Origin of the sequence: Vreelandella lionensis (assembly GCF_044543515.1) — a bacterium.
Lineage (GTDB): Bacteria > Pseudomonadota > Gammaproteobacteria > Pseudomonadales > Halomonadaceae > Vreelandella > Vreelandella lionensis.
Map to the genome: position 1 here is coordinate 17360 of NZ_JBITWC010000036.1, position 12549 is coordinate 29908.

The following is a 12549-nucleotide window of genomic DNA, read 5'->3' on the forward strand; positions in this document are numbered from 1 at the left end:
ATAACATTTTTATCGACGGAACAACGGAAGACTTTAGCGCTTTTTCAGGCGTTTAATGGCGTCTGTATAATAACCTAATAAAAACGCCTGCTTATCGCAGGCGTTTTGGAGATAGCTAAACAGAATTGGTATTATTCTCGTCCTAGCTGTGCATCTAACGCATCAAACTGCTGGGTGAGGTAGCTGCTGGTTTGGTTCATTTGAGAGATCATCGTATCCAGCTGGCCAAACTGGGTCCGGTAGCGAGAAATGGTTTGCTCGATGGACTGCTCCATTCGGGTATAACGTTCGCCTAGCGACTCAATGCGACTTTCAGCCCCCGACTTCGCTCCTGACACAGCGCCATTCGAGCCCAAAAGCTGCTCAACGGTTTGATTCAGTTGGCCTGCCATGCCGTCGTCCTCAGCACCGCCTGCAAAAAAGGCCGAGAGAGCGTCTTGGTTATTGGCAATGGCGTCGTCTAGTTTGCCGCTATCAACTTCGAGCGTGCCATCACGCTGTAGCGAAATGCCGATATCGCTAAGCATTGAAAATTGGCCTTCAATACCGCTACCAAGCACGCTGCGCAATCGAGATTCCACTGTACGCACGGCGTTATCGCCCAGCAGATCACCTGCGGCACCGGTTTCAGCATTAAAGCTGGTGAGGTCGCCAATGGTGCCTTTTAGGTCGTTGTATGCATCTACAAAGCCCGTCACCGCTTCACGCACTGCCAGGGTGTTTTGCTCTACCGACACAGTGCTATCCCCCTCTTCCTGAAGGTTCAGTGTGACGCCTTGAATGGCACCTTCTACCTGGTTAGTAGGGCTAGTGATGGCGATGCCATTCACATTCAGTGCTGCGTCAGTACCCGTTTGAAGAGTGTTAGTTGTATCCGCAGCAAACGGCGCAGTACCTGAGAAGCTGAAGTCTGCAATTGAGGCATCCGCGCCTGTTTCGCTTGAACTAAGTGCTAACCGGTAATCCGTGCCATCGAACACAATGGTGGCGTTAACACCGGAATCTTCGTCTGCATTGATGGCGTCTCGCATATCTTCAAGAGTGCTATCTGCCGCAATGGTCACTTCTTTTGTGGTTTGCGTGGCCCCTTCACCAAAGGTAAAAGTAAGCGTTTGTTCTGCTGTAGTGAGCGCTTCATCAACAGCCGTGACGCCTTCAGAGGCTAAGGTGCCGCGGGTTGCTAGCGTTTCAACCGTTACGTTGTAGCTGCCGGGCTGCGCTTCGCCATCTGCCGTGGCGGTGATTGCTTCTCCCCCTACATTAGTAGAGAGGCTCTCGTAGAGGTCGCTGTCGTTAAGTGCCTCTGCGGCGTTTTGAAATTCGGAAAGGGCGCTTTGCAACTGCCCGTAGGCAGAGATTTTGGTTTGCTGGGTTTCCAGTTGCTGCTCGATGGGCGCAAGTTTGCCACGCTCAGCTTCTTGCAACTGATCTAGCAAGCCGTTGAGGTCCAGCCCTGAACCGATACCAAGTGATGAAATGGAAGCCATGCGTACCGTCCCTTTTTCGCGTTGTGCGGCCGTCTTACCGATTTTGCGGCAGCCATTATTCAAGTTAGCTAATTAGTTATTTATTCGGCATTGAGACTATTAACTTTAACAAATTTATTAGCCCTGGGCTTACCCATTTATCAGAAACAGCAAACCAAAGCTATAAACTTCTGTTTATTAAGACTTTCTACCGACACCCACATAGCAAACACCCGCCTCACTCAACGCGCTGGGCGCATATAAATTACGCCCATCTACCACTAATTTATTGTTTAGCTGGCTTGCTAACCAAGTGAAGTCAACGGTGCGAAACTCTTTCCACTCTGTACAGATGGCCAGTGCATCTGCACCTTTTACTGCCTGTATGCGATCGCCTGCGAGCATCAGGTCGTCACGCTCGCCATAAAGCCTTCGGCACTCACCCATCGCTTCCGGGTCGAACGCTTGCACCTTTGCGCCTGCTGCCCACAGGGCTTCCATCAGTGCTCGGCTGGGCGCTTCGCGCATATCATCGGTGCCGGGCTTAAATGCTAGCCCCCAAATAGCAATCACTTTCCCCTCTAAGTTACCGAGGCTCTCTTGCAGTTTTGTGTAAAGCGTTTGTTTTTGGCGCTGATTAACGGCTTCTACGGCTTTTAATAATTCCGGCGTGTAACCTAATTGCAAAGCAGCTTGCTCAAGGGCGTGCACATCTTTGGGGAAACAAGAGCCGCCATAACCACAACCAGGGTAAATAAAGTGATAGCCAATACGCGGGTCACTTCCGATACCCCGGCGTACATCTTCAATATCAACCTCTAAGCGCTCCGCTAAATTCGCCATTTCGTTCATGAAACTAATTTTGGTCGCCAGCATGGCGTTGGCGGCATATTTCGTCAGTTCTGCCGCTCGCACGCTCATAAACATGAGCTTGTCGTGGTTGCGGTTATAGGGCGCGTAGCAGGCTTTCATGCGCTCTTTTACCCGCTCGCTCTCGGTGCCTACGATAATGCGAGCGCCGCGGGTGAAGTCATCAATGGCAGCGCCTTCTTTCATAAACTCAGGGTTGGAGCACACATCAAAAGGGTGTTCAACCTTACGCTGGTGTAGCACGTGGCTGATGGTGTCGCTTACACGCTCGGCCGTGCCTACCGGCACCGTCGATTTATCAACCACCAGCTTATAGCCCTGCATGTGCTGGCCGATACTTTCCGCGACGCTTAATACGTACTGCAGATCAGCGCTGCCATCTTCGTCTGGCGGGGTGCCCACCGCGATAAACAGCGTGTCGCTTTCGGTTACCGCCTGTGCGGTATCTGTGGTAAATCGCAAACGCCCAGCGGCAACGTTATGCGCTACCAGCTGGCTCAGGCCTGGCTCGAAAATAGGGATCTCACCACGGCTAAGCTGTGCGATGCGGTTAGCATCAATATCCATGCAGATGACCTGATGACCCACATCCGCCAAACACGCACCTGCCACGAGCCCTACATATCCGGTACCAAAGACACTAATCTGCATAATCAACCAGCCCTAAAAGAAGTCTTGCGAGACTACCACACCTTTTTTCTGACACTCCCCGCCCGCCGCGCTTCGCGCTTTGGGCGAGGGTTCTGAGATCACCCCCAGAACCTTCCTGCTTCCACACGCCTTCACTAGACAGCAGCTAGGCCGCTGCCCTCCGCTCCGGTCGCTCCACAGGCTAACCCCGCCAGCCCGGCGGTTTGTATATTCCTGGCCGCGTTGATGTCGCGGTCAATGGGGTAGCCGCAGCTTTCGCAGTGCCAGTGACGTTGCGACAGCGGCAGTTTCTCAACCTTGTAGCCACAGCCATGACACCGCTTGCTGCTGGGGAACCACTGGCTCACTTTCACCAGTTGGCGCCCCGCCCAGGCGGCCTTGTATTCCAGTTGCCGGACGAACTCACCCCACCCGGCATCGCTAATGGATTTAGAAAGCCGTCTATTCTTGATCATACCAATGATATTAAGTGACTCGACGCACAGGACTTGGTTTTCGTTAATGAGTGCGCGGGTCGCTTTGTGGGTAGCGTCACGGCGACAGTCGGCGATCTTGGCATGTAGCCGTGCCACTTTCCAACGGTGTTTGTTGCGGTTGTTTGAACCTGTCTGTTTTTTCGCCAACCGGCGCTGCAAGCAGACCAGCTTCGCCTCGTAGCGTTTCAGATGACGCGGATTGCCCGATTTTGCGCCGTCACTGGTAATGAACAAATCGCTCAAGCCGAGGTCAATGCCGACCGTTTTGCGCGTGACCGGAAGCGCTTTTGGCACGAAATCACACAGGCAACTGATGAAGTAGCGTCCAGCACGATCGCGTGAAATCGTGATGGTAGAGGGTGCAGAGGGTAGTGACCGGCTCCACCGGATGGGTAACGGCGTCTTCGCTTTTGCGATAGTGATCTCACCATCCCGATAGCGGAACGCGGCCTTGGTCAGCCGGATCGACTGCCGGCAATCCTTGCGCTTGAAACGTGGGTAGCGCGCCTTGAGCTTTGGGTTGAAGAAGTTGTCGAAGGCGGCTTTCTGGTCGCGGAGCGTTTGCTGCAGGATCACGCTGGAAACATCCCGCAACCACGGAAACTCCGCCTTTAAGCCCACCAGTCGCTTTTCCGCCGATGAGTGCGAGACCGATTCACCGCGCTGCTGATACGCCTCGGTGCGATAGGCCAGGGTATTATTCCAGACAAAACGGGCACACCCGAATGACTGCGCCAGCAGCTCAGCCTGTTCAGAGGTGGGGTAGAACCGTTCTTTGTAGGCACGCTTTGTAATGCTGTATAAATATCAGGGTAATGAGGCGAAGTCAATCTGGCACCGCTACGCGGTGCGCGCTTGTATCACCGCCCGACTGGGCGATGCTTTACGCGCTGTTTGGTAATTCAGATGACACGCAAAACTCAACCCAATACATAGACCTTGGTCTAACACTACTACTGCTTTATAATGCACTGCAGCACACCCATTTTGCTGCGATTGCAGGAGCAACCTACCATGCCCGCTGAAGCATTATCCCCCGCGACCACTGCTTCCTTCCACGTACAGCGCAGCTTGCGCCACTGCCTTTCTAGCGTAGCGGAACTGCTTTATGAGAGCGGCCATGTGCTTGAAACCATCACCCTGATACAGCGTGGTTTATCGCACCAGGAGTTGATCTCTCTGAGCCATCAGCACCCCCGCTGGGCGCTTTGCCAGCAAGTGTTGGAAGAGAGTGATGCCGCCACTTTTAATGACTATGGCCGTTTTGTGTTAACAGCCATGGGCCGTGAGCTGATGTTTGATATGTTTGGCCAAGGGGCAGCGGATTGCGCCTAGCCTCTGGTTGAGAATGTATAGAGTTTGAGACGTGTAGAGTTTGAGACATGTATAGAAAAAACGCCCGCTGGGGGAGCGGGCGTTTAGAAGCGCTAATATCGCATCATGCAGGTCGTGGGTTATTCATGGCAGAGATTAACGCAGGCCCAACAGCGACAAAATAAACAGAACAACAACGATCAGACCTACGATGTAGATAATGTTACGCATAACGGCACTCCTTGCTTTAGCGTTTCATGGAAATCAAAGGGTTGCTTCCCTTCAATAATCTCTCCTAGCGTAGCAGGCTTTTTCTCAGTTTGCGTAATCGCGGCGGTTGCTGCCCTCTCAATGGAACCTTACCTCCTCACGTATCTCGAAGTTTACGACTTCCTTGCCTGGTGCTGTGATGAAAACAACTGCCTTTTTGTTTGCCTGTGTGATGACTTCTTTGCCTGTTACCGCTGCTGAGGCCTCAGAACCATCATCGGGTGCGCTACAAACACTCAATCAACAAGCTCAGGCGCTTGATCGCTTACATACGGTAGTGGTGGCTTACGACGGCAACATTATTCATGAACATCACCAGGGCGGCCCAGGGGTTGCGGCACCTGCCAACGTCAAATCGCTATCGAAAACGGTGTTAGCCGCCGTGACCGGGGCGGCGATCGAGGCGGGCGTTATTGAATCCGTTGAACAGCCCATGGTGGCACTGCTGGATAGCGTGCCTAGTGCTGCTGACCCACAGGTGAACGACATCACAGTGGCGCACTTACTGGCACAACAAGCTGGCTTAGAGCGCACTTCGGGCAGTAACTACGGCGCTTGGGTGGCCAGCGCCCATTGGGTAAACGATGCGCTCACTCGCCCATTCGTCGACCGCCCAGGCGGGCGTATGCTCTACTCCACCGGCACCAGCCATTTGCTCTCGGCGGCGCTGACTCAGGCCAGCGGTGAAAGCACCCTCGCGCTTGCCCAGCGCTTGTTAGGCGAACCGCTCGGTATTGCGATTCCCCCGTGGCCGCAGGACCCTCAAGGGATCTACTTTGGCGGTAACGATATGCAGCTCTCTCCCCGCGCGCTCATTGCGATTGGGGAGTTGTACCGCAACGACGGCATGGCCGATGGCCAGCGCGTGCTGCCTGAAGGCTGGGTTGAGGATTCATGGACGCCCAGAGGCCAATCACCCTGGACGGGCGATGGCTACGGCTTTGGCTGGTTTATCACGACGCTAGCGGGTGAGCACGTCGCTTACGGGAGAGGATACGGCGGGCAGGCACTGTATGTGATTCCCGAGCGGGAGATGACGGTGGTGATTACCTCAGACCCAACCCCGCCATCGCCCGGTGGCCAGTTCCAGCAGCAGCTTAACGCGCTGGTGGCCGATTTATTGGCAGAGGAGTAACGACGCGTGCCACTCCTCCTGTTAATGACTACTTGTTAATAACTATTTGTTAATGACTACTCCCCTTTATGCGCCAAACTCATCAAGTAGAGCGCGGCGGCCAGCGCCAGTACGGAGAGCGCTAAATAAATCGCTTCTAGGGGCGTGGTGAAGCGGATATCGACGACTGCTCGGAAGAATTCGATAATCACGGCCAAAATCACCACGCGGGCGATTTTGTCTTTCAACTGATCCAGCGAGGCAACGTTGAAGGGGTGTGCGGGGTAACGCACCTCTGCTTGGTCGATACGCGAAACGAACAGCCGATAAACACCTAGCCCAAAAATCAGCAGCACGATGGCGATCAGATAGATATCCACCGCAATAATGATATCGGGCACCAGAGTGTCGTGGATGTTATGGGTGTCATCCACCAAGTAGTAGTGCAGTACATCGCCCACCACTTTAAGGATATCCAGCGTGCCGACGATAAACAGCATCAGCGAGCCTAATAAGCTCGGCACCACCGCCAGCATGACCAAAAAGCGCGAGTTCCACAGTGCGGTTTCAATACGCCGCTCCCAGACCGACTGCTGGTGAGGAGGTTTTGGGGGTGGCGGCGAATGGGGTGAGTTGCTCATTGTAGGCGCTTAGCTCCTTCTTACTTTACGTCGAATAGCGAAGGTGCCTAGTAAAGCATTAGATGAGATTCATCACTACTACCGTGAAGGTCACGCCGGTAAGCAAAAACCCCAGCGCCAGCATCAGGCCATCTCTGGCCACCAGCCCCAGCCCAAACAGCGTGAGTGCAAGCCCGGCACCGTTAGCGCTGAACGGAATAAACTCCATCGGCGGCATCGCCATGGCCACGAGCAGGCAGGCAACGGCCGTTACCCTAATCCCGATGTAGCCGGTCATCCAAGCCAAGCGCACACCCAACAAGCTATCTACCCACTTAGCGGGCTTTTTCATGTAGCGTAGCGCTTTATCGAACTTATGCCGGGAGAGGGAGCGGTTAAGCAACCAGCCGGGCAGCCAGAACGTTTCTCGGCCGATTAATAGCTGCACCGACGTTAGCAGTACCAGGGAGGCCATCAGCGTCGGCATGCCGGGGATATCGCCCAGGATGGGGGCCAGGGTAATCAACCCCGCTAATAGCAGCAGCGGCCCAAACGAGCGCCTCCCCACCGCGTGTACCACGTCATCCACACTGACCTGGGATTTTTCCCCCTCCATCTGCTCCATGGCGTGGATCAGCTCGGTTAAATTCGTCGCATCCTGCGTTTCTTTCATGGGCACTGCGGCGCTCCTTTGCCATTGAGCTCTGTTTAAAGTAGGTATGTTTCGCGTCGATCTGTTTAGCTCAGATCTGTTTCGCGTCGCTGCTTGGTTAATCGCTTGGCCTCTATAGGTTAGCCCTTGGTGCCGCTCGCTACCCAAGCTTTACGCTGCCTGTTCAAGCCCTTTTAACCTTGTCACTCTTTCCGCTTGGCGAGCTGCTCTTTGAGCTGCTTGGGCACTTGTTTGATGATCAGCCGGTCCTGGGCTTCGTCATACTCAATACTGGAACCCAGCAGGTGTGAATCGAAGCTGATCGAGACGCCGCCAGCACGGCCGGTAAAGCGGCGAAACTGGCTAATGGTGCGTTTATCTGGCGGGATTTCCGGCGAGAGGCCGTAGTCGGCGTTGCGAATATGGTCATAAAACGCCTTGGGCTGCTGCTCATCCACAAGCTCGGAGAGCTCTTCCAGCGTCATGGGTTCGCCACGGCGCAGCTGCTCGTTGGCGTAATCGACCAGAGTATCGGTTTTTTCCCGGCTGGCATCGTCGTCCAGGTCCTCTTTCTCGACGTAGTCGCTAAAGGCTTTCAGCAACGTGCGGGTTTCGGCGGGGGCATCGATGCCCTCTTCCATGCCCAGCAGCGCCGCTACGCCATCGGCCAGTTTTTTACCGCCCCGGTCTTTTAGAAACGAGACGTACTGCGTGCTTTCCGCACCGCTCTGCCACTGGGTCAGGTTGATGCGGGCTGCCAGGGTGAGTTGGCTCGTGTTTAGCTGGGCGGCGGGCACCGCTTGGTGGGCGTCGTTAAAGCCGATACCTTCCCGCTGGTGAATGAGGCTCATGAATAGCGTTTCGGTGTCGCCCTGGCGCAGATGGGCGATCACCAAGTAACCGCCAACGGAGAGCTGGCCCTGCAGCGTTTGCGCTAAGCGCTCGGCCATCGCGTTCGCCAGTTGAGCAAAGGTTTGCTCGTCGGCTTGATACGCCGTGAGCCACGCTACCAGCGGCCCGGCCTGCTCGCCCTGCTCGGCAAAGCGCCCCCAGCCTTTCGCTTTGGTGTTGTAAGTGTCGTTTAGCGCATTCACTAGGCTGGCCATCACCGTGTCGTCGCTGGCGGCAGCGGCCTCGGCAGGCGGGGCCGTCACACTTAAGCGCTCGCCGTCGAGGGATGGCTCAAGGCGGTAGACAGTACTTTGCAGTAGCGGCATAAACAGGCATTACCTTTATAAAAACGTCGAAGAGGTCACTTCAGCATCAGGGCTTTAAGCGGTAACCGGTGCGGAAAATCCAGGCAATGGTGGCAAGGCTTGCCGCCAAAAACAGCAAAATCATCGCCACGCTGGCGCCCAAGCTGACATCGCTAATACCGTAGAAGCTCCAGCGGAAACCGCTGACGAGATACACCACCGGATTCGCCAGGGTCACGCTCTGCCAAAACGGAGGCAGCATATCAATGGAATAGAAGCTGCCGCCCAAGAACGTGAGTGGGGTAATCACCAGCAGCGGCACGAGCTGCAGCTTGTCGAAGCCATCCGCCCAGATGCCGATGATAAAGCCCAGCAGGCTGAAGGTGACGGCGGTCAGTACCAAAAACGTCAGCATCCAGAACGGGTGGGCGATCTCAAGCGGCACAAAGAAGCTGGACGTACCGAGAATGATCAGCCCTAGCAGTATCGATTTCGAGGCCGCCGCCCCTACGTAGCCCACGACAATCTCTAAATAGGAGATCGGCGCCGACAAAATCTCATAGATGCTGCCGGAGAATTTGGGAAAAAAGATGCCAAACGAGGCGTTCGAGACACTCTGGGTCAGCAGCATCAGCATAATCAAACCAGGGACGATAAACGCGCCGTAGCTCACCCCGCCAATTTCGGTAATCCGCGAGCCAATCGCCGCGCCAAACACCACAAAGTAGAGCGAGGTAGAGATCACCGGTGAGACAACGCTCTGTAGCAGCGTGCGGCGAGTGCGGGCCATCTCCGCCATATAAATCGCACGAACGGGATAGAGGTTCATGAGCGCTCCTTCACCAGGTCCACGAAGATATCTTCCAGCGAACTCTGCCGGGTATGTAAATCTTTAAAGCTGATGCCCGCCTGCTCTAGCTGCGTTAACAGGGAAGAGATCCCTCGCCCGTCCTCTTCCTGACGGCCATCGTAGGTGTACACCAGCTCATAGCCGTCGGCGGTTAAACTGAGCTCTTCCTGCGCCAGCGCAGGCGGCAATTCTGCCAGCGGGCTGTGGAGCTGCAGGGTGAGCTGCTTGCTGCCCAACTTTTTCATTAACGCGGCTTTCTCTTCCACCAGCACGATCTCGCCGCGATTGATGACGCCAATGCGGTCGGCCATCTCTTCGGCTTCTTCAATGTAGTGGGTGGTGAGAATGATCGTCACACCATCGTCCCGCAACCCGCGTACCACGTTCCACATATCCCGCCGCAGCTCGACGTCCACCCCGGCGGTCGGCTCATCCAAAAACAGAATGCGTGGCTCGTGGGAGAGCGCCTTGGCAATCAGCACCCGCCGCTTCATACCACCGGAGAGGGTCATCAGGCGGTTGTGGCGTTTATCCCACAGCGAGAGTGACTTGAGCACTTTTTCGATATGGGCGGGGTTGGGGGATTTACCAAACAGGCCACGGCTGAAGCTCACCGTGTTCCAGACCGTTTCAAACGCTTCATTGGTGAGTTCTTGCGGCACAAGACCAATTCGCTCGCGGGCTTGGCGGTAATCGCGCACGCTGTCGAAGCCGTCGACAATGACATGGCCTTCGCTGGGATTGACCAAGCCACATACCAAGCTGATCAAGGTAGTTTTACCCGCCCCGTTCGGGCCGAGCAGTGCAAAAATTTCGCCGCGCTGGATGGTTAAATCCACGCAGGTGAGCGCCTGAAAGCCACCTTCGTAGGTTTTATTCAGGCCATCGATGGTAATGATGGGGTCGTTCAAGGCGTGCTCCTTACATCGCGGGCCAGTGCAGAACCGGCGCAGCGCGATGCCAATGGCACCGCGACATGGCTGCCGCGGTGCATGACGGCCTTTAAAAGGTATTAAGTGCGGCTGGTGATTTCGAGCAAGTGATAGCCAAACTGAGTCTGTACCGGCCCGTGAACCTTGTTGAGCTCACCGCTGAAGACGACTTTGTCGAATTCCGGCACCATTTGGCCAGGGCCAAAGCTGCCCAGGTCGCCGCCCTGACGGCCGGAGGGGCAGCTGGAGTGCTGCTTGGCCACGTCCGCGAAGTCACGGCCGTTCTCGATCTCTTGTTTCAGTGCGTTGCACTGCTCTTCACTGCTTACCAAAATATGACGGGCGCTGGCACGTGCCATAACGAACTCCTTAATAAAAAACCCAATACGGTAGGCCAGTTTATCACGCTCGCTGCTAGTCGTGACCCAAGGCACCGCTATAACGCAGCGCTTCGCCCACACTCGCCAGGGCACGCTCATGGGCCTGCACCGAGAGCGGTCCACGGGTACACGCCACGATGACCCAGGGGCCATTGGCGGCGTCACCTGCTTGAGAGGCACGCGATGCAATACCGGCATCGCAGCTTCGCCGGTGCTGCGTGCCTGTTTTGTGCGCAAAGGTGAATTCGGTGCCCATGCCCCGTTTCAAGCGGCGCTCGCCAGATTTAGTTCGCTGCATGATCGCCAGCAGCGTTTGGCGCTGTTCGGCATTCACATCCGCCATACCACCGTGATGCAGGCTGGCCAGCAGGTCGCCATAGGCGCGTAGCGTACCCACGTTTTCACCGGTGGCTTCATAGGCATCGAAGGCGTGGTCGTAGTCGGGCTGTTCGAAGCTCCCTTCACCCATGCCCAATGTGCGCGCTAAGGCTGCCGGGCGCTGGTTCACACGGTGTTGGCGCAGGGCGATAAAATCTAACCCGCCCAGCTGGCGAGCCTCGGGGTGTAGCTGGCCATATACGCCTTGGCGCACTTCTACCAGCTTGCTGATAGGGCCAAGGTGCTCCGGCTGGCCGTTGCTGGCGGCTACCATACGGCGGGCGCGGGCATTCACGGCATCCAAGCCAACACGGTCAATCAGCATATCCGTGGCGGTGTTGTCGCTGACGGTGATCATTTGCTCGAGCAGATAACGAACCGAGATTGGCGTGCCGGGGTCGTGCCAGTTGACCGGCCCGGCGCCATCGACAAAGTCGCTGCGTGCCAATGTAAGGCGCTCATCCAGAGAGAGCGTGCCAGCTTGGCGTTCAGCCAGCACCTGAGCCGCTACGGGCACTTTAATCAGCGAGGCCAAATACCAGGGGCCGTCTGCCTGCCAGGAGTACGCCTCGCCTGTTGCGAGGTTCTGAACATAAACACCTAGCGCGCCGCCAAACATCTCTTCAATGGCGCTTATTCGCGCATCTAGATCGCCTTGCCAAGGGCTCTGTTTATCGACCTCGTAGTACCAGTTCGTACTTGCCAATACCGCCGCGCTGGCTGGCAATAAAGCGCACAGCAGCACTGCGGCTAGCCAGCGTTGAAGATGTCGCAACCTTACCTCCTACCGCGGCGAGTGGCGGGTTATCAGTCAGCGCGGAAAACCGCTTACTTTTAGTGAGCGGATGGATAGCGCGGCGTCCGCCAGGACGCCTTGTTTCCTTACCGCTAGATGGCTAATGTGTAAGCCATGACAACCGAGCGCGCCTACAGATACCGTTTCTATCCGACGCCCGAGCAGGCAACCCTGCTGGCGCGGACGTTCGGGTGCGTCCGGTTTGTGTGGAATGCCGTACTGCGCTATCGCACCGATGCATTCTATCAGCGCCAGGAGAAAATCGGCTATCACGACGCCAGTGCGTTCCTGACGCAACTCAAGAAGCAGCCGGACACCGCCTTTCTAACCGAGGTTAGTTCGGTGCCGTTGCAGCAATGCTTACGCCATCAGCAAACCGCGTTCAAACACTTCTTTGCCAAGCGGGCACGCTACCCCCACTTTAAATCCAAGAAACACCGGCAGTCAGCAACCTTTGCCAGTTCGGCGTTTTCGTACCGCAATGGCCAAATCACGCTGGCCAAGTGCCGCGAACCGCTCAACATCCGCTGGAGCCGCGACCTGCCCTCAGCACCCAGCACGGTGACCGTTTCCAAAGACCGCGC

At 55.9% G+C, this 12549-nt stretch carries 13 protein-coding genes; 3 read left to right on the forward strand and 10 right to left on the reverse strand.

Annotation, left to right across the window (positions count from 1 at the left end; genetic code table 11):
* Positions 1–131: 131 nt before the first annotated feature.
* The 3 genes from fliD to ACIGG6_RS17095 all read right to left on the reverse strand — a co-directional run bounded on the left by fliD (position 132) and on the right by ACIGG6_RS17095 (position 4258).
* The gene (gene fliD / locus ACIGG6_RS17085) at positions 132–1487 is read right to left on the reverse strand and encodes a flagellar filament capping protein FliD (protein WP_399846200.1); all 1356 of its coding nucleotides are present in this window, start codon (positions 1485–1487) and stop codon (positions 132–134) included.
* A 177-nt stretch (positions 1488–1664) separates the two neighbouring features.
* Positions 1665–2987, reverse strand: coding sequence for a UDP-glucose dehydrogenase family protein (locus ACIGG6_RS17090; protein ID WP_399846202.1), 1323 nt, complete (start codon positions 2985–2987; stop codon positions 1665–1667).
* Between the two features lie 134 nt (positions 2988–3121).
* Positions 3122–4258, reverse strand: a complete 1137-nt coding sequence (locus ACIGG6_RS17095; RefSeq protein ID WP_253501067.1) for an RNA-guided endonuclease InsQ/TnpB family protein — start codon at positions 4256–4258, stop codon at positions 3122–3124.
* A gap of 219 nt (positions 4259–4477) precedes the next feature.
* Here ACIGG6_RS17095 and ACIGG6_RS17100 point away from each other — a divergent pair, with 219 nt between their 5' ends.
* Positions 4478–4798: a hypothetical protein gene (locus ACIGG6_RS17100; protein ID WP_054645118.1), complete on the forward strand. Its 321-nt coding sequence runs from the start codon at positions 4478–4480 to the stop codon at positions 4796–4798.
* A gap of 388 nt (positions 4799–5186) precedes the next feature.
* Positions 5187–6182: a serine hydrolase domain-containing protein gene (locus ACIGG6_RS17105; RefSeq protein WP_399846204.1), complete on the forward strand. Its 996-nt coding sequence runs from the start codon at positions 5187–5189 to the stop codon at positions 6180–6182.
* A gap of 56 nt (positions 6183–6238) precedes the next feature.
* On the opposite strand, the gene ACIGG6_RS17110 is transcribed toward ACIGG6_RS17105, so the two are convergent.
* The 7 genes from ACIGG6_RS17110 to ACIGG6_RS17140 all read right to left on the reverse strand — a co-directional run bounded on the left by ACIGG6_RS17110 (position 6239) and on the right by ACIGG6_RS17140 (position 11944).
* On the reverse strand, positions 6239–6802 hold the full coding sequence (locus ACIGG6_RS17110) for a YqhA family protein (RefSeq protein WP_399846206.1): 564 nt from the start codon (positions 6800–6802) through the stop codon (positions 6239–6241).
* Positions 6803–6860: 58 nt separating this feature from the next.
* Positions 6861–7454 carry an exopolysaccharide biosynthesis protein gene (locus ACIGG6_RS17115; RefSeq protein ID WP_399846207.1) on the reverse strand — a complete coding sequence of 198 codons (594 nt, stop codon included), beginning with the start codon at positions 7452–7454 and terminating at the stop codon, positions 6861–6863.
* Between the two features lie 182 nt (positions 7455–7636).
* The gene (locus ACIGG6_RS17120) at positions 7637–8650 is read right to left on the reverse strand and encodes a nucleoid-associated protein (RefSeq protein ID WP_399846209.1); all 1014 of its coding nucleotides are present in this window, start codon (positions 8648–8650) and stop codon (positions 7637–7639) included.
* Between the two features lie 46 nt (positions 8651–8696).
* Positions 8697–9458: an ABC transporter permease gene (locus tag ACIGG6_RS17125; protein ID WP_054641238.1), complete on the reverse strand. Its 762-nt coding sequence runs from the start codon at positions 9456–9458 to the stop codon at positions 8697–8699.
* Positions 9455–10390, reverse strand: coding sequence for an ABC transporter ATP-binding protein (locus tag ACIGG6_RS17130; protein WP_399846211.1), 936 nt, complete (start codon positions 10388–10390; stop codon positions 9455–9457). Before ACIGG6_RS17130 ends, ACIGG6_RS17125 begins: the two co-directional genes overlap by 4 nt.
* Before the next feature lie 101 nt (positions 10391–10491).
* Positions 10492–10770, reverse strand: a complete 279-nt coding sequence (locus ACIGG6_RS17135; protein WP_016915098.1) for a peptidylprolyl isomerase — start codon at positions 10768–10770, stop codon at positions 10492–10494.
* A 55-nt stretch (positions 10771–10825) separates the two neighbouring features.
* On the reverse strand, positions 10826–11944 hold the full coding sequence (locus ACIGG6_RS17140; RefSeq protein ID WP_399846214.1) for a serine hydrolase: 1119 nt from the start codon (positions 11942–11944) through the stop codon (positions 10826–10828).
* Positions 11945–12079: 135 nt separating this feature from the next.
* On the opposite strand from ACIGG6_RS17140, the gene ACIGG6_RS17145 reads away from it, so the two are divergent.
* The coding region (locus ACIGG6_RS17145) for an RNA-guided endonuclease InsQ/TnpB family protein (RefSeq protein WP_399846217.1) at positions 12080–12549 on the forward strand (470 nt) is incomplete at its 3' end.

Bases quoted from the DNA above. Each gene is read 5' to 3' on its own strand.
- ACIGG6_RS17135 (WP_016915098.1), bottom strand. From the start codon at position 10,770: ATGGCACGTGCCAGCGCCCGTCATATTTTGGTAAGCAGTGAAGAGCAG.
- ACIGG6_RS17125 (WP_054641238.1), bottom strand. From the start codon at position 9,458: ATGAACCTCTATCCCGTTCGTGCGATTTATATGGCGGAGATGGCCCGC.
- ACIGG6_RS17105 (WP_399846204.1), top strand. From the start codon at position 5,187: ATGAAAACAACTGCCTTTTTGTTTGCCTGTGTGATGACTTCTTTGCCT.
- ACIGG6_RS17110 (WP_399846206.1), bottom strand. From the start codon at position 6,802: ATGAGCAACTCACCCCATTCGCCGCCACCCCCAAAACCTCCTCACCAG.
- ACIGG6_RS17100 (WP_054645118.1), top strand. From the start codon at position 4,478: ATGCCCGCTGAAGCATTATCCCCCGCGACCACTGCTTCCTTCCACGTA.
- ACIGG6_RS17115 (WP_399846207.1), bottom strand. From the start codon at position 7,454: ATGAAAGAAACGCAGGATGCGACGAATTTAACCGAGCTGATCCACGCC.
- ACIGG6_RS17120 (WP_399846209.1), bottom strand. From the start codon at position 8,650: ATGCCGCTACTGCAAAGTACTGTCTACCGCCTTGAGCCATCCCTCGAC.
- fliD (WP_399846200.1), bottom strand. From the start codon at position 1,487: ATGGCTTCCATTTCATCACTTGGTATCGGTTCAGGGCTGGACCTCAAC.
- ACIGG6_RS17090 (WP_399846202.1), bottom strand. From the start codon at position 2,987: ATGCAGATTAGTGTCTTTGGTACCGGATATGTAGGGCTCGTGGCAGGT.